Source organism: Anabaena sp. UHCC 0451 (assembly GCF_034931405.1).
Taxonomy (GTDB): Bacteria; Cyanobacteriota; Cyanobacteriia; order Cyanobacteriales; family Nostocaceae; genus RDYJ01.
Genome location: NZ_JAYGHA010000003.1, coordinates 149,930 through 167,299 on the forward strand (window position 1 = coordinate 149,930; position 17,370 = coordinate 167,299).

10 protein-coding genes and 1 pseudogene are annotated in these 17,370 nt (G+C 34.7%); 3 read left to right on the forward strand and 8 right to left on the reverse strand.

Annotated elements, in window-relative coordinates; all coding sequences use genetic code 11:
- Positions 1-73 precede the first annotated feature (73 nt).
- Positions 74-213, reverse strand: a pseudogene (locus VB694_RS03580) (histone deacetylase); the annotation flags it as partial.
- A 378-nt stretch (positions 214-591) separates the two neighbouring features.
- Here VB694_RS03580 and VB694_RS03585 point away from each other — a divergent pair.
- Entirely contained in the window at positions 592-1,599 is a 1,008-nt protein-coding gene (locus VB694_RS03585) for a mechanosensitive ion channel family protein (protein ID WP_323359003.1), read from the forward strand.
- Between the two features lie 91 nt (positions 1,600-1,690).
- Here VB694_RS03585 and VB694_RS03590 read toward each other — a convergent pair whose 3' ends face one another.
- Entirely contained in the window at positions 1,691-3,220 is a 1,530-nt protein-coding gene (locus VB694_RS03590) for an S-layer homology domain-containing protein (protein WP_323358943.1), read from the reverse strand.
- A 196-nt stretch (positions 3,221-3,416) separates the two neighbouring features.
- On the opposite strand from VB694_RS03590, the gene VB694_RS03595 reads away from it, so the two are divergent.
- Together VB694_RS03595 and VB694_RS03600 are read left to right on the forward strand one after the other, a co-directional pair.
- Positions 3,417-4,319, forward strand: coding sequence for an alpha/beta fold hydrolase (locus tag VB694_RS03595; protein ID WP_323358944.1), 903 nt, complete (start codon positions 3,417-3,419; stop codon positions 4,317-4,319).
- A 153-nt stretch (positions 4,320-4,472) separates the two neighbouring features.
- Positions 4,473-5,522 (forward strand): serine/threonine-protein kinase, encoded by a 1,050-nt coding sequence (locus tag VB694_RS03600; RefSeq protein WP_323358945.1) that lies wholly within the window; start codon positions 4,473-4,475, stop codon positions 5,520-5,522.
- A 50-nt stretch (positions 5,523-5,572) separates the two neighbouring features.
- On the opposite strand, the gene VB694_RS03605 is transcribed toward VB694_RS03600, so the two are convergent.
- The 6 genes from VB694_RS03605 to VB694_RS03630 all read right to left on the reverse strand — a co-directional run bounded on the left by VB694_RS03605 (position 5,573) and on the right by VB694_RS03630 (position 17,333).
- Entirely contained in the window at positions 5,573-7,768 is a 2,196-nt protein-coding gene (locus VB694_RS03605; RefSeq protein WP_323358946.1) for an NHLP family bacteriocin export ABC transporter peptidase/permease/ATPase subunit, read from the reverse strand.
- Positions 7,755-9,236, reverse strand: coding sequence for an NHLP bacteriocin system secretion protein (locus VB694_RS03610; protein WP_323358947.1), 1,482 nt, complete (start codon positions 9,234-9,236; stop codon positions 7,755-7,757). Before VB694_RS03610 ends, VB694_RS03605 begins: the two co-directional genes overlap by 14 nt.
- Before the next feature lie 231 nt (positions 9,237-9,467).
- Positions 9,468-10,496, reverse strand: coding sequence for a cyclic nucleotide-binding domain-containing protein (locus tag VB694_RS03615; RefSeq protein ID WP_323358948.1), 1,029 nt, complete (start codon positions 10,494-10,496; stop codon positions 9,468-9,470).
- A gap of 90 nt (positions 10,497-10,586) precedes the next feature.
- Positions 10,587-13,874 (reverse strand): filamentous hemagglutinin N-terminal domain-containing protein, encoded by a 3,288-nt coding sequence (locus VB694_RS03620; RefSeq protein WP_323358949.1) that lies wholly within the window; start codon positions 13,872-13,874, stop codon positions 10,587-10,589.
- Between the two features lie 159 nt (positions 13,875-14,033).
- Complete coding sequence (locus VB694_RS03625; RefSeq protein ID WP_323358950.1) at positions 14,034-14,198, reverse strand: hypothetical protein; 165 nt, start codon at positions 14,196-14,198, stop codon at positions 14,034-14,036.
- A 258-nt stretch (positions 14,199-14,456) separates the two neighbouring features.
- On the reverse strand, positions 14,457-17,333 hold the full coding sequence (locus VB694_RS03630; RefSeq protein ID WP_323358951.1) for an NHLP bacteriocin export ABC transporter permease/ATPase subunit: 2,877 nt from the start codon (positions 17,331-17,333) through the stop codon (positions 14,457-14,459).
- Positions 17,334-17,370 lie beyond the last annotated feature (37 nt).

Here is a 17,370-nt window from a genome sequence, read left to right on the forward strand (position 1 = left end):
TTTTTATTTCATACAAAGAGGATTAAAAGAAATTTGGCCAGTCCTAATTTTTGGATAAAGCGAGTAGCAACTTGTAAAATTGTTCAGGATGTGCTACCCTATCAGTCAACAGCAATTCAATTCATACGGTTGTCGAAATTTTAACATTGGGAAACGATGACTGTCTGGTAGAGGTGCAATATAATCTAGATGATAAATAATTGGTAAATCCATTACTTGGGTGAGGTACAGCGAAATTTTTAAGTTAAATATTGATGATAATCCAAAAAATCAGTCTTAGTCCAGATTGCAATTAATACACAATTAATTTATCAATATTTGTTAAGTCATAAAAACAACCATTTTTATCAGTATTTACCTGGAATTAGCTATTCTATCTGAAATCATTTATGATATATTCTGACGTGGATTACTATTATACATATATTTGCCTGAAAAATGAGATTTTATGCCCCATGTATCTATGATCAAAAAGTTAAAAATATAATTTAGTTGAATTTAGAAAATATTGTCAGTACATTTTTGGCAAATTACAAGATAATGCTGGTATTCTAATTTTAAGTTGTCAATTCACAATTGATTATAACCATGATGATACAATGGATTATACCCCTTATATTTATTCTAGTTGGGTTTTTGGCTGGGATAATTGGCGAAAAAGTTATTTTTAAGAGAATTAAAAACTTTGTTATTAATAAACAAATTCCTGGGGCTGAAATTATTTTTCAATCACTGCACAGAATGACCTTTATTTGGTTCGTTCTGACAGGTTTTTTCTGGGCTATTCTTAGTTCTCCCCTTAAACCAGGTATTGCTAATGTTCTGCAAAAAATTATTACCATAATTTTACTCTATTCAGTGACGTTAGTTTTAGCTAGACTAACATCTGGGTTTGTAAATTTATTTGTCCAGCGCACAGAGGGAGTTTCGACATCACTACTTTCTAATTTAGCGAAAACGGCAGTTTTGCTTTTAGGAACATTAATCCTCTTGCAAACTGTGGGTATTGAAATTACTCCCATAGTGACGACGTTGGGAATTGGAGGTTTAGCTGTAGGTTTAGCTCTCCAAGATACTTTAGCTAATTTATTTTCTGGGTTTTATTTGGTTATTTCCAAGCAGGTGCGAACTGGAGATTATGTCAAATTAGATGATGGTAATCAGGGTTATGTTACAGATATTAATTGGCGAAATACAACGATTAAGGAAATTTCTAATAATGTGATTATTGTTCCTAATTCTAAGTTAGCTTCGGCAATTTTTACTAATTATCATCTACCTGCTAAGGAAATTACTTTAACTATAAATGTGGGTGTTAGTTATGATAGCGATTTGGATTTAGTGGAAAGGGTAACTGTAGAAGTTGCTAAAGAAGTTATGCAGGAAATTGCCCCGGAATTAGTTGATAATGAACCATATATGAGATTTCATACTTTCAATGATTTTAGTATTGATTTTACTCTTTATATGCGTGTCAGTGAATTTTTTGACCAGCGTATTGGTAAACATTTGTTTGTAAAGAAGTTACACAGACGCTACCAAAAAGAGGGTATTCAAATTCCTTTTCCGATTCGAGATATTTATATGCACGGAAGTTAAATTAATTTACTAAGCGACTAGAAGTCGCGGCTACACAGACAAAACCCACCTTCGTGGGTTTCAAACATCCTCTAATGCAGTACACACCAATTTATTCCCTGTTCCCTGCTGCAACTTTTGGCTTGATAGTGTATTTTGAAGCAAAATCTGCTACTTCTCCAGCACTAACCATAGCTCTGTATAATAAAGCGCAAATTTCTGCTCTGGTGGCTAATTTTTGGGTATTCAGCAATTTTATGTTCGGATAGTTGACAATTACACCATTTTGTGTTAAGGCAGCAATGAAATCTCGGTGTTCGCTTCTAATACTAGAGGCATCGCTATATATGGATAAGATATCTTTTGTTGAACCTGTAAATTTATAATTCAATCCTTTTGCTAAAGTTATCAAAATATCTAGGCGGTTAAGCTTTTGTGTGGGGTTAAAGTTTTTACTACCAAGGGTTGTGAAAAAGCCCATTTCGTAAGTTTCACGAATAGCATCATAAGCCCAATAATCTTTAGGCACATCTTGAAATGTTACCGCATTTCGCACTTTACTTTTAATAAAAGTTTTTTGTAATAGGGCAGCTAGTTGGGCGCGAGTCACTGGGGCATTGGGACGAAATGTACCATTGGGATAACCATCAATTATTTCCATAGCGGCTAATTCAGCGATATAATCTTTAGCCCAATAGTCTTTGGAAATATCAGAAAATGTGACTTGGATATTTTTAGCTACACCGACTGGACGATATTTACTCAACAACTGATTAAGTTGATATGTGGAGTTGTTACTGAGTTGAGTTAACTGTACCAAACTGCCAGGAATAGATGTTAAGGCTGGTGCTAAGTTAGAATTATACGGACTAATGGATTTACCAGCTAAAGCGAAATCCCCTTCAATAAAGGAGATAGGATAAACGGCAGTTGTGGCAACATTGGCAAATCCTGCGGCTTGATATTGAGTAATATTGATATTTTCGGAACTTGTCAGGAAGGTAACTTTTTGATTGCTTAGTTCTGTGAAGTAGTCATAATTGCTGTTACTATCTCTGTCAACAATGCCATCTGCATTGTTATCAATTCCATAAAAAACTCGTACTACTTGAGCTTCGGTGGGGTTAGCAGATAAAATTAGGTTTACGGCTGTATGATCAGGTAAACAAGCAAATTCTGTATAGCCAATAAAACGGTTTTTATTATCATACAATCGGACAACGATGCGATCGCCCAATTTAAACCCGTTCACAAATTTGGCTTTCTGCTTAATTTTATATTTGTAATCACCGATAAATCTTTCTTTGTGATATTTCTTGCCATATTTTCCCTTGATAGAAATACGGGCAATTACTTCGGAAATTGTACCGCCTGGTTGCCAAATATACAAACTAAAACCTGATTTTTCCCGCTTAACAGAAGTAGTAGGAGTTACATTTTCTCCTTCCGTAGATGTATCTACCTCTGCACGAGAATTTGTTTGTGCTAAAAGCTGCTGATGATGATTAGGTTTTGATGCAACTGTAGCAGATACAGCAGATAAATCTGATGCTGCTAAAGTAGAATGTGTTGATGACAATGCTATGAGAGAAACTGAAGCAATAAAGACTTTCTGAAACTGGATTAATCTACTTAAGGTCATAGTATTTTATTTGACAATATAACAAGTTATCTAGGATGTTCAATGGCTGACAAAGTTCCTTAACCGATGAGTTTTTTGATGCAAGGTGAAACTTACAAATGATAGTGTACGTCACATAAGATGTTTTTTATCATGTTTTATTTAAAATGCCAGGAGGATTACCATAAGGAAATAATACTTTAGGAATCTTAAACTAATGACGATAACAACCGAAAACTTACAAACACTGGAAAAACAGGTTTGGTCTTGGCAAGATTACAAAATTCAATATACTGTGATGGGTACAGGTCAGCCGTTGGTACTCATTCATGGCTTTGGTGCTTCCATAGGCCACTGGCGCAAAAATATCCCTGTTTTAGCTAATGCTGGTTATCGGGTGTTTGCTTTGGATCTTTTGGGTTTTGGTGGTTCTGATAAAGCAGCCATAGATTATAGCATGGAAGTGTGGGTAGAATTATTAAAAGATTTTTATCATGCACATATCCAAACGCCAGCTATATTTATTGGCAATTCTATTGGCGCACTTTTGAGTTTAATTATTCTCGCAGAACATCCTGAAATGGCGGTTGGAGGTGTGTTGATTAATTCTGCGGGTGGTTTGAGTCACCGTCCCCATGAATTGAACCCGGTGCTACGAGTTGTGATGACGACTTTTAATAAATTGGTAGCTAACCCTATAACGGGTAAATTCGTTTTTAACCGCATTCGTCAAAAATCGCAAATTCGCCGCACCTTATATCAAGTTTATAGCGATCGCAATGCTGTCACTGATGAACTGGTAGATTTGCTTTATATACCATCTTGTGATCCAGGAGCGCAACAAGTTTTCGCTTCCATCCTCACCGCACCTCCAGGACCTAGTCCCGATGAACTATTGCTGAGGGTAAAATGGCCTTTATTAGTAATTTGGGGTGCTAACGATCCTTGGACACCAATTACTGGGGCTAAAATTTATGAAGAAGCGCGTAAAAATGGCCAAGATATTAAAATTGTGCCTATTCGTGATGCTGGTCATTGTCCCCATGACGAAGTTCCAGTTGTTGTCAACACTGAAATTATTGATTGGTTGACACAGAAATTCTTGAAGTCGGTAGGTTAACACACAAAAACAATCTGGAATTGGTAATTGGTAATTGGTAATTGGTAATTGGTAATTAATGATTTTTCCTATTACCTAATTATCAATTTGATAATACTGGGACAATATTCTTGGCAATTCTTATCTGAACAAACTCTATTTTGTGTATATTCTATGATAGAGATTGATGCAAATTATGGAAATGAGAGAAGTAATTCTTATAATCATTATCCAGATTTTTCCGCAGTGGGCTATCAAGTAATTCAAGAGTTAGGACGCAACACAGAAGAAGGACGTATTACTTACTTAGCTAATTACATCAACTCTCAGCAAAAAGTAGTAATTAAAGAGTTTTGTTTTGCAAGTACAACCGCTGACTGGTATGGCGTAAAAGCTTATGAGCGAGAAATTGAACTTTTACAAAGATTAGCTCATCCTCGCATTCCTTGTTATCTAGATTCTTTTGAAAAACCAGGTTTTTTCTATTTAGTACAAGAATATAAAAAAGCACCATCTCTGGGTTTTAGACGCTGTTTTCATCCTGAAGAAATTAAAGAAATTGCTTTGTCAATTCTAGAGATTCTGGTTTATCTACAACAACAAGTTTCTCCTATCATTCATCGAGATATCAAACCAGAAAATATTTTATTAGACCAGCACCTAAATGCTTATTTAGTTGATTTTGGTTTAGCAAAAATACAGAATGAAAAAGAAGATTTGAGTACATTAGTTGCAGGTACTCCTGGCTTTATTCCCCCCGAAGAACAATTTGGTCATGCGTTAACAGAAGCTTCAGATTTATATAGTTTAGGTGCAACATTAATTTGCTTACTCACTAATACCCCTGCTGGGGATATTGGTAAATTAATTAATGATAACTATCGTTTGAATTTTCAGAAATTACTTCCTCATATAAGTCCAAGTTTTCGAGCATGGTTAAAAAAAATGGTAGCATCTAACCGCAAACAACGCTATGCTAATGCGGAGGAAGCTTTACAAGCACTAAAAATAATTAAAGTCATGGGTTCTGGTACAATAATAGATAATTTCTCGACAGTAATAAACCAGAAAATAAACGTAACTATATTGGGGTTGAGTATCATAGGAATATTATTGGTTTTGGGAACAAATTTGATTGTTTCTAAACCAGGTGATGCTGTTAATTCCAATGTTAAACTACACCCAAATATCGGCGATAATATTCCTAAATTAAATTTAAAATAATACCCAAATACCCAGAAAATGTATTTTTCTATAAACTAACAGATGAAAACTTACTGATTTAGTAAATCACTATAAATTCCTGGTTGCAATCGTAATTCTTCATGATTTCCTCGTTGTAATACCTTACCATTCTCTAAAACAATAATTTCATCGCAATCGCGAATAGTGCTAAGACGATGGGCAATAATAATACAAGATACACCACGACGACGAAGATGACGATCAATCATTAATTCCGTTTCCGCATCCAAAGAACTTGTTGCTTCATCAAGCACTAAAATTGCTGGATTTCTCACTAAAGCCCTAGCGATTTCTAAACGTTGGCGTTGTCCACCACTAATATTTAAACCACCCTCGCTTAATTGAGCATCATACCCCCCAGGTAAAGACATAATCAAACTATGAATTTCTGCATCCTGACAGGCTTTTATAATATCACAATCTGATATAGTTTCATCCCAAAGGGTCAAATTATCCCTAACTGTTCCCGCAAACAAAAATATATCTTGTTCTACCATTGCCAAGGAATTTGCTAATACCAAACGGGGAATTTGTTGCCGGGGAATACCATCAAATAAAATTTCTCCCTGCCAAGGATTATAAAGTCCGGTAATTAGTTTACTAATCGTAGATTTACCAGAACCACTTCCCCCCACTAATGCCACTCTTTGTCCCGGTTTGACAATCAAGTTTAAATTTTCAATTAAGGGTGCTTCTAAATGATTATAGCCAAAGGTAAGATTCAATAACTCTACCTGTCCCTGTAAAAATAAAGGACTAGTATCATCATTTTTAATTACGAATTCCCTGGTCAATTCTGGATCAATCGCATTATTAAAAATATCATCCAGGCGTTCTAAATCAGCTTCTAAAAGCTGCAAATTAGCACCAAAATTGACTAAGCTATTGATTGGTTGCAGAAAACTAATTACCAAACTTTGATAAGCAATTAACATTCCTATGCTCATACTACCTGCCATCACCCTTAACCCTCCCACTACTAAAATAGTAGTATTTGCAAGATAGTTGAAAATATTGGGTAAAAGTTGTAAATATAAACTCTGTAAATCTAGGTTTTGTTGTGCATTATGAAATTTAGTATAATATCCAGCAAACTTAGCAAACAAACTAGATTCTAAACCAGATGCTTTCATCATTTCTATATTTTGAATACCGCTAGTTGCAAACCCATAAAGCTGATCTCGTTCTTGACTTACTTTTAAATTTGCATCAACACGAAATCTTTGTATAACCTGTAAACTAACAAGATTAATTCCAGCAAAGCTGATAGTCATTATTGTTAACCTGCGGTCATAAGCAAACATCATGGCTGCATAAAAAACTAGCATTAGTGTATCAATAATTGTAATGCTAAGTCTATTTAAGATATTGACAACATTTTTATTTAAATTGACGCGATTACTAATATCACCAGCGAAACGTTGAGCATAGAAATTAATAGGTAAACGCAGAATATGCCAGATAAAATCACCCGTCATAACTATTAACAATTTAATCGTTAATCGCCGCAAATATAACAAACGTAACCGTCCTATTAACATTTGCAGTATAGTAGTAGTGACCATTGCCAATAATAAAGGACTTAGCCACTCTTTTTGCCCTTGAATAAGAATTTCGTCTGTGAAAAATTGGGCAAAGGCTGGTAATGCTAAACGAGGTAAAGTGAGAATAATTCCTGCAAAAATGGATAATAAAAGAGCAGCATAGGAATTTTTTAAGCGGGAATGTAAAGCCAAGAAAGTATTGCGTTTTTCTCCAGATTTTTTAAAATTTGTTCCTGGCTCTATTACTAGTACAATGCCTGTATAAGCTTCATTAAATTCTTGCTTAGATACCTTACGTCTACCAATGGCGGGATCATTAAGATAAACCCAGTTTTCACTAAATCCTTCTACTACTAAAAAATGATTAAAATTCCAAAATACAATATAAGGAACTGGGACTTTTTCTAAAGATTCTAGACCTTTTTTATAGCCTTTTGCTTCCATTCCATAACGTCGAGCAGCTTTGACTATATTTGCAGCTTTACTACCATCTCTAGATATCCCACATTCTTGACGTAGTTCTGCCAGAGGTACAATATACTGATAATAAGCAAGAATAATACCCAGTGCAGCTGCACCACATTCAGTCGCTTCCATTTGCAACACTGTGGGAGTTTTTACCCTGTTTCTCGTAGGTTTAATGAGTTGCCAAAAATTCTGTAAATTATTAATTAATACCACTCCACTCCCTCAAAAATGGTAAAATATATGTGATAGGTTTTCTTTGTGCTAAAGTAATTTTTACTGTAGTAGTAGTTCCCGCAGATAGGGTTAAATCTGTTGGTCCATTAGAAGCAGACCATTCATAACCACTAAAATTATGAGAGTTTGGTTTTAGTTCAGCCCACACTTCTATTTGTGGTTCTCCCGCTTTGGTAATTATATTTTCTACCAATTCAGAATTACCAATAACATTTGCAGCACCTTGTTTAGTAACTGGAAAAGGTGAAACCGAGATAACTTTACCAACAATACCCCCAAATTGTTCTGGTTTTACAGTAGTGGGAGTAATTCTAATTTCCATTCCTGGTTTGATTTTTTTACCATCTTCTACAGCAAAATATGTAACTCCTAGTAATTTTTCAGAAGTTGCTGCTTTTATTTCCATAGAACCAATAGTAGTACCAGGATTCACCACTTGTCCGTTATTGATAGTAAGTTCAAGGATACATCCGGTATGAGGACTTTTAATAATGCTGTTGCTTTTGATTTTTTGTTCTAAAGTATCAATTTGTTGTTTAACTTGGAGAATTTGATTTTTTCTTTTAGTTATTTCATGGATATTTTCTTGTTTGAGCGTTTTTTCTTTGTTATTAATTTCTTGTAAATCAGCTTGGATTTCCAATAGACTATTAAGATTATCAATATATTGTTTTTCAGTTGCAGTTGTCTCTACATCTAACTGCTTTAATTGCGCTTTAATATCAGATATATTTTGAAGATTGCGTCGATATTCTTGATCAGATTCTAAGACTACATCTTTAGAAATCGCCCCTTTCTTAAATAGTTCCTGTCTTGTTTCTAATTTCTTCTGAAATACTGTAATTAAAGATTCTGCATCTTTTAAACTTTGCTGTAAACTGATTTTACGTTTTTGAATAGCAGTATTAGTTTTATTTTTAATCAGAGGACTTAATACTTGAGTATCTCGCAACCGTTGTTGTAAAATTTCCCGCTGTTGTTGTAATGCTAATTTTTTTAATTGATGTTTTTGTAGTTCCAAATTAGTAATTTCAATATCTTGTTGCTGCAATACAGCTAGTTTAAATTTTTCTTGTTGTAGTTGTTGTTTGATATCAATTGGATCAATTAAGGCTATGATTTCCTCCGGTTCATCAATTGCATTGCCATTATTTTTTTGCAGACAATCCCCAACTTTGACATTGATCTGTTTTAATTGTCCCGCAATAGGAGATTGTATTTTTACTACACGATGAGGACGAATTAATACTCCTTTACCCCTAATATAAATAGGAATTCTGCCGAAAAAGCTCCACATAATAATTAGTAAAAATAAACCTCCTAATACAGATAAATGTAGCCAATCTTGAGGTTGAACAATATGAAGTAGTTGATCTAATTGTTCAGGGGAAGATAAACGATCTAGGGCTTGTTTTCGGAATAAATTTTTATATTTATCATTAGTCATTTTTCTAGATATACAGGAGGGAATAGAGTTAAAACTTTTTTGATATATGTAAGTATTCAGCTATAGCAATCGTTCATACCCAGATCCCCGACTTCTTTTGTTGATTGTGTCCATAAATAATAAATTGATCTCAGAAGTCGGGGATCTTATCTCCTCACCTGAATTCTTACTGATATATAGCTTTCTTCTAAAATTTTATACCTCATTTATCTGTAATCTGCTGTAAAATCGCTATTTAGCTTGCTTTAATAGCCAATTAAATCTGGTTGCAGCTAATGCTGTATTTTCCAAAGTATCTAAATTCAATTCATCTTCATCTTCTATCGCTTCCGAGACAGATTGAGTTTGAAAATATGCTACCTTACGATAACCTCTGCTAATCATTCTTTCTCGTAATCTATCTGTAATTACTACCGTAATTGCCCGGTAAAAACGGGATGCAAATCCCATATCTTGTTCTAGTTTGGTTTTTAATTTATGATGAGGAATTACCAATACAACTGATCTTTCAGATGCTTTGACTGTAGCAGAAGCTGTTCCTGTTTCGACAAAAGACATTTCTCCGACGATTTCCCCTTGTGGTAATTGAGCTATTTCTTGAGTAACTTTCAGATCATTTTCCATAATTTCCAGAGAAACAGCTAATCTACCTTTAAAAAGTATATAAAGAGATTCTACTTTTTCTCCTTGTTGAATTAATATTTGATCTGGTGAGAATAGCAACAAATTTCCTGCACTAATCATCCAATCAATATCAATATCATCTAATACTCCAAATATAAATAAAGCCTTTCTTAACGGAGGATTAAATACAACTTTTTTGTTAACTAAAAGTGATGTAATTTCTCTCATTCTTGCAGCCAGCAAGATGCAAAGACTTTGATAAAAACGAGCCGCAAATGCTAAATCATGGTTGAGTTTAGATGATAACTTTTGCCAAGATAGAGATAAAATCACTGAATTTTTAGATGCCTTAACCGTTGCTGATGTTGGTAATTTGTCTAAAAAAGAAATTTCTCCAACTATTTCTACTGGTGTCATCCTGGCAATTTCCTGATCTGAGTTTGTTTGGCCTGTTTCAATTTCTTGGGAAACAAAGACTGATAAAGCTCCTTCTAAGATCAGAAACAGATTATTGATATAACTTCCTTCGTTAATCAATACATCACCAGCAGCTAGTTCCTGTTTGATACCTTGTTCTAAAATCCATTGCATATCCTGCTCTTGCAAAACACCAAAATGAAAAGAATGTGGTTCCATAGGTTGAAATTATGTTGTTCAAAAAAATGAATGAATATGAGCCAGAATAATTGCATTTATAAATTAGATTCTCGGCAAAATGTCAACTAATTATTTAGCAGAATAAGTATAACAATGAGGAGGATTTAAACTTGAATTTTGCAGTGTAAGTTTTGGAGTTTCGGCGGTTAAAATTATCTTACCATCATTAGTAATTACCCATCCTTGTGCTTCCTGAATAACCGCATTGTTGTTTGCTTGCTGATTATTTATTTTTGTTTGTTGTCTTGTAATTGTGGGTATTATTTCCTGTTTTTTTGGACGATGTAACCATTCTACTATACCTGGTGAATTACTAATTAATTCCTCAGCTTCAGATGGTAAACCTCCTTTACCAGTAATGGTGAAAGAACTGCCCATAGCAAGTTGCTCACTAGAACAAATATCTTTACCTATTAATGATTCCACATCAACTAAATTACCAGATAATTCTATTAATCCAGAGGTGGGATCTACATCAGGTGTATTGATTTGCACATCTCCAGCTAAACCGAATTGAGAAGATGCTGTAATATCACTTTTTGGGGTTAATTCAGAACGAACTTCTAGCCCAAATATGGCATTAGTTGTAATGTTAATTTGACCACCATTTCCCTGAAAAGCATTAGCAGTAATATCACTATTTTCATTGGCAAATGCAATAGTAAAAGGTGAATTAATATTGATATTTCCTCCATCTCCACCTGCACCATCTGTCCCAGCAGTTGTGGTAATTTGGCTGTTATTTCGCAATAATAATAAATCTTGAATATTGAGATTTATATTGCCTACGTTGTTACTGATAGTTTTAGCAGTGATAAAGGCTTGATCACTTAAACTCAGAGTATCGGCTTGCAGTAAAATATCTCCACCTTTACCATTTCCTTGGCTATCAACTTCTATACTCGCACCGTTTTTGATAATTAAGGTTTTAGCGTCAATATCAATGCTTCCACTATTTCCAGTTGAATCTAATTGTGTGTTAGCAAATAATCTGGTGTTTGTACCATTTAAAGTCAGGGAATTGGTAGAAATTTTTATATCTCCTGCGTTTCCTATTGCTCCTTGTCTGACTCGACTAGCAGCAGCAGAATTTTCACCAGCAAATGTAACTGCATCAGTGGCATTAATAGTTACGCTTCCAGCATTCCCATTTCCAAAGGTGCTAGTAGAGAGAAAAGAGCCATTGAGGACATCGAGAGATTTGGCGGTAATAGAAACACCCCCTGCATTTCCTATTGCTCCTGAGCGCACTTGACTAGCAGCAGAAGTTCTATTTGTACTATCTGAACTATCAAATTTAACTGCACCAGTAGCCTGAATATTCACACTTCCAGCATTCCCATTTCCCAAGGTACTTGCATCTAGAAAAGAACCATTGAAGAGTTCGAGAGAGTTAGTAGTAATAGAAACACCTCCTGCATTTCCTGTTGCTCCTAATCCTACTTGACTAGCAGCAGAACTTTTATTATCAAATGTAATGGCATTGGTGGCATTAATATTCACACTTCCAGCATTCCCATTACCGAAGGTACTAGCAGAAAGAAAAGAACCATTGAGGACATCAAAAGAGTTGCTAATAATAGAAACATCCGCTGCATTTCCTGTTGCTCCTGCTTGTACTCGACTAGTAGTAAAACTCTGACCATCAAATGTAATTGCGTCAGTAGCATTAATAGTTACGCTGCCAGCATTTCCTTTACCAAAAGTATTCGCAGACAGAGAAGAAGCATTAAGAAGTGCGAAAGATTGACTAGTAATAGAAATGCTTCCTGCATTTCCTTTTCCTTCTGCTCCCAATAGACTGGTAGCAGAACTATTATTATCAAATATAACTGCACCAGTAGTCTTAATAATTATGTTTCCTCCATCTCCATTCCCCAAGGTACTGGCATCTAGAAAAGATTTATTGAGAACATTAAGAAGGTTGCTTTTAATAGAAATACTGCCAGCGTTTCTATTTCCCGAAATTACTGTAGATAACACACTATTATTAATGGATATTAAATCATGAGCTTGCAGCGTTAAATCATCTCCTGCTTGTACTAAACTATTATTCAAGTGAATATTTTTTGTTGCTGATAGATTAATTTTACCACCAGTACCTGTTAAACTTGTAGTATTAAGATTACCAGTATTAATATTTCCATTCGTCGCATTCAGAGTAATTGCACCGCTATCGCTATCACCAATGGATATAATTGGTGGCTCGATTGGCTCTGGGTTTAGGATATCTTCTGGCGAATGTGAATCTTGGATATCTAAAGTCACATTAGGAGTAGTAATATCTGTAGGATCTACATCAACTACAGGAATATCAATAATATGCACAAATGAAGTATCAATATTTCCTAATGTCAAATTTGCTCCAGAAATGCTAATATTTCTGCCATTTGTTTTAATATTATTGTTAGTAGACATCTGAAAATTACCGCTGCCATTACCATCATTATCGGCGGTAAATGTGATTTTGCCACTACCATGAGCCAGGCTTAAAGTATTATTACTTAAAGGATGAATAGTAATATCATTGTTGGCCTCTAGGATAATATTTGTGTTTCCTGATAGCTCTTCTAATTTTGTTTTATGAATTGTGACATTAGTATTTTCTGGTCTATCTTCGGCAATGGTGAGATTTTCAGTATTTAATAATAGTTGAGATGCTTCTATATTTCCTCTAACGATGAGATTTTTTGCACCTGTTAATTGCACATTTCCTGCTGGTGCTGTTAAAGTGCCTGTGTTGGTGACATTCGCACTAAATAAATTGATATTTTTACTATGATCAACTGTTAAATTACCGCGATTGTGAATTGCTGCTTGCTGATTTTTCCAAGCATTAGCAAATAAGGCACTTGGTTGAACTGTCAGCAAATTACTGTTTGCTGGTTCTATGGCGCTAAATAAACCTTCTGCTCCTAATTTTATACTATCCGCAGTTGTGGCAGTAAATGAACCACGAATATCTAAACTGGCATTGTTGCCAAAAAATATGCCATTGGGATTGATTAAAAATAAATTGGCGATTCCTTCTACTCCTAATGTCCCTAAAATATGTGAAGGATTACTACCAGTAACGCGAGTTAATATATTTTCAACACCTATAGGATTAGCAAAATAAATGCTTCTATCTGTATCAATATTAAATTCTTGAAAACTATGAAATAAATTTACTCCTCTAATTGCACCGCCTTCTATTCTATCTTTTACGGCATCAATGGGTTTAACAACTGAGTTTTCTTGACCCAATGTATGCTCTGGTTTGAGTTGGGCTAAGATGCTCTGATTTGTAGAAATTAATATTCCTAATGTTACTGTTAGTGATAATTTATAAAAACCTGGTTTTGTTTGATGTTTCATTGTATCAATTCCTTTGCAACTGATCACAAACTGGTTTTTAGATTGACATCATTGATCATCCATTTAAACCACAATAAATTAAAGGAGATAGCACCCAGAAAATCAGAACAATTTGCTGGATGCTAATGGAGGGTTTTTAAAATCCTACTATCTTAATTTTTATGGTTCTGGTGGTGGCGAATCTTGTTTTTCACCAGAAGCACCAGTAACATTTTCTAACTGCTCATCGCTCAGTTCTAAGTCTTCCTGCTCTTGATTTACTTGGGTTACTTCGGTTATTTCAGATATCTTTAAATCGGATTTAGGGTCAATTGCATCAGACATGATTATTTGCTCTCCCAATTAATTTTCTTTATTTATCTCTGCCAACACGAGGTTGATATTTTGCCAAATATCTCCCTGTCATTAAACAAAGTATTTTTGCGATTAAGCAAAAATTTCTCTATATCTGTCTATACCTACACAATATACTATGGATAAATCGGAATTTTTACTGATAAATATAAATTTTTATAATTTTCATAATTTACCTCAAGCAGACTACAGCAGCAGCCGTAAAACCTGCTTGATACTAAATGTTTGTTAATGTAATTGTCGAGCAACAAGTTTGGCAAATAGTCCTGGTTGCTGCATCAGTTCTGTAAATGAACCAACCTGTATAATTTTACCGGATTCCATCACGTAGATTCGGTCTGCATAACGAATGGTACTAAGACGATGGGCGATAACTATTCTGGTAACATTTAGTCGGGCTAAACTTTCAGTAACGATCGCCTGGGTATGGTTATCTAAAAAACTGGTAGCTTCATCCATGAGGATAATTTTTGGCTTAAATACGAGCGATCGCGCAATCAGTAATCGCTGCAATTGTCCGCCAGAAATGTTACCACCACCTTCACTAACTAATGTATGTATTCCCATCGGCATAGCTTCGATATCTGCGGCTAAACCTGCCATTCTCAGTGCAGACCAAGCTTGCTCCATAGTTACAAATGCACCAGTGGTAATGTTGTCAAATATTGAACCTGGCATGATTTTACTATTTTGCAGCACTACCCCCAGTTGTCTGCGGACTGCGGAGAGGTTTAATGTGGCTAAATTTTGATCATCATAGGATATAGTTCCATTTAAGGGAGTTTCAAATCCTAAAAGTAGGCGCAACAAGGTTGATTTACCACTACCAGAAGGACCGACAATAGCAATAAATTCTCCTGGTTGAGCATGAATATTGACATCATTTAATATTAATTGTCCATCTTGAAAGTAGCGGAAACTTACATTTTTTAATGTTATACGTCCCTGGAAAAGTGCTGGTTGATTTTTATTGGTATCACATTCTAATTCCCCTTGTAAAATTGATGCTGTTCGTTGCCACAAAGGCAAAATTTTCACTATATTCACTAAGGTATTACTCAGGGAAGTTACCCCTGCTAAAAATGTCCCAAATGCAGCATTAAAAGCTAAAAATGTTCCCAGGCTCAAATTCCCTTGACCTACTAAACTGCTTTGAATAGCTGTTAATCCTAACCAATATAGTAATAGGTAACTCACTGGAAATATTAACTCATTAAATAAAGAAACAATATCATTGAGATAGATAATTATATTATCCAAATGTATCTGCTGATTATAAATTTTTGCCCAAGTGGTAAATGCTCTTGTTTCGGCGGCTGCTACTCTTAGTTTAGCAACTCCGTTGAGCATTTGTACAACTAGACTATGAAGGCGAGAAATCAATTCTTGTTGTTGACGTTCCTGTGCTAATAAAATCTTACTCAATATGATTGTAAAACCGATAACGACTAGGGTAATACTCACTCCTACTAATGCTAGATGGGAACTATAAATAAACATTAATCCTAGATTGAGGAGGGCAAATAATCCATTTAAAAAAGTGCGCTGAATTGCACCACTAATTATGCTATAGATTTGACTGATGGACATAATCCTCAGCAGCATATCACCACTACTAAACTGACGAATAAAGGCAGGTTTTAATTTCAGAAATTTATCCCAAACTGCTATTTGTATTTGACTAGTAGTACCTGCTGCTATTCTTTGAGAAATCAAACTTTGGGATAAATTTAAAATAGTTCTACCAAAGCTAACAGCTAATAATCCTAAAGTTAGTTGAATTAAAAGGAACTGATCGCTGTTGGGAATGGCAGTATCAATTAAAATTGCTGTCGCTTGGGGTGTAAAGATGCTCAATAATGTCCCCATCATTCCCACGGCTAGAATTACAAAAATGTCTTTTACAAATCCTTGAATACCAAACAGAAGTACATCTGATTTTTTCTTAATTACCGATGGCAAAGATCGGTAAAACATATAAGATTCTGGTGCTAAAGTAGTGGCTATATGTTCAGAAATTAAGGTGCGACTTTGTAATTCTGGATCAAATAAGAAATAGCGATCGCCTTGACTTTTATCAATTAACAAAGCCACTGGAAGATTTTCCGCTTGAGTAAAAGCTAATAATGGTCCATTATCTTGTCGCCACCAATATCCTGTTAGTGTAACTTGACGGGTACGAATTTGGGAAGCTTGGGCGATCGCCTCAATCATATCTTTGTTTTGAAGTTGTTCTTTTCCTAATAATTTTGGCGGGATAATCTTTATCCCCATCGCTCTACCAACCGCACCAACTGCCATTAATAATGATGTCTCTTCTTCAATAAATGTCTGTTTTTGTTGTGTCAAATTAGCGGCTAAACTTACAAGTGTCTTCTGAAGAACATCACGATTTAGTTGTTGATTTTTTTGCATTTTTAATTCTATTTCTTTCAAGGAAATCTGATAAATATAACAGTATAAATAACTATAAAAAATATTGAAGCCATTCAAGAATTGCTCATAATTTAAACCAGTAGTAATGTTGATTTTTACCTCAATTTCTGCACTAGCTTGTAACCAAGTTTTGTCAGTAACTGGAAACCATTGTTTTTCATCTAAACTAAAATCTTCTCTACCCATCCACAAAGCTTTACCCTGACAAACTTGTACCCAAATTACTGATTGATAAGCAGCTTGTAATGCTTCTCCTGGTAATAAATAAACTTGCTCTAACTCCTTTTTAACCACAACCTTAATATCTGGTTTTACTTCTTCTAAAAGTAATTGATTTAAATTACTGAGCCAGGTTTCTATTAACCTAATATTTTCCTCTGTCGCTGCAATTATATTGCTAAATTCTACTAACTCAAGTTCTGCTTTTTCCAAAGTTAACGCCATCATACAAAGTTGGATATTAGTTTCCGAGTCACTCCATAGTCTAGATCCAAAAATAACTTCTCCTGCGCTAACATCAAACAAATAGCGGCGATTTCCTATAGGTTCTCCCGCTTCAACTTTAGTGCTAAAAATTGCCAAAGATCCTGATTTTACAAACCATACTTTTTCCAAAGAATCCAATAAAATTATTTTATTTCCTGGAAAATTATATTTTTTAATCATCATTATTTAACCACAATTCATAATTAATTATCTCATGCTA

What these genes read in the sequence shown, in the direction of transcription:
- VB694_RS03600 (WP_323358945.1), top strand. Translation starts at nt 4,473, where the DNA reads ATGATAGAGATTGATGCAAATTATGGAAATGAGAGAAGTAATTCTTAT.
- VB694_RS03630 (WP_323358951.1), bottom strand. Translation starts at nt 17,333, where the DNA reads ATGATGATTAAAAAATATAATTTTCCAGGAAATAAAATAATTTTATTG.
- VB694_RS03620 (WP_323358949.1), bottom strand. Translation starts at nt 13,874, where the DNA reads ATGAAACATCAAACAAAACCAGGTTTTTATAAATTATCACTAACAGTA.
- VB694_RS03615 (WP_323358948.1), bottom strand. Translation starts at nt 10,496, where the DNA reads ATGGAACCACATTCTTTTCATTTTGGTGTTTTGCAAGAGCAGGATATG.
- VB694_RS03595 (WP_323358944.1), top strand. Translation starts at nt 3,417, where the DNA reads ATGACGATAACAACCGAAAACTTACAAACACTGGAAAAACAGGTTTGG.
- VB694_RS03590 (WP_323358943.1), bottom strand. Translation starts at nt 3,220, where the DNA reads ATGACCTTAAGTAGATTAATCCAGTTTCAGAAAGTCTTTATTGCTTCA.
- VB694_RS03625 (WP_323358950.1), bottom strand. Translation starts at nt 14,198, where the DNA reads ATGTCTGATGCAATTGACCCTAAATCCGATTTAAAGATATCTGAAATA.
- VB694_RS03585 (WP_323359003.1), top strand. Translation starts at nt 592, where the DNA reads ATGATACAATGGATTATACCCCTTATATTTATTCTAGTTGGGTTTTTG.
- VB694_RS03610 (WP_323358947.1), bottom strand. Translation starts at nt 9,236, where the DNA reads ATGACTAATGATAAATATAAAAATTTATTCCGAAAACAAGCCCTAGAT.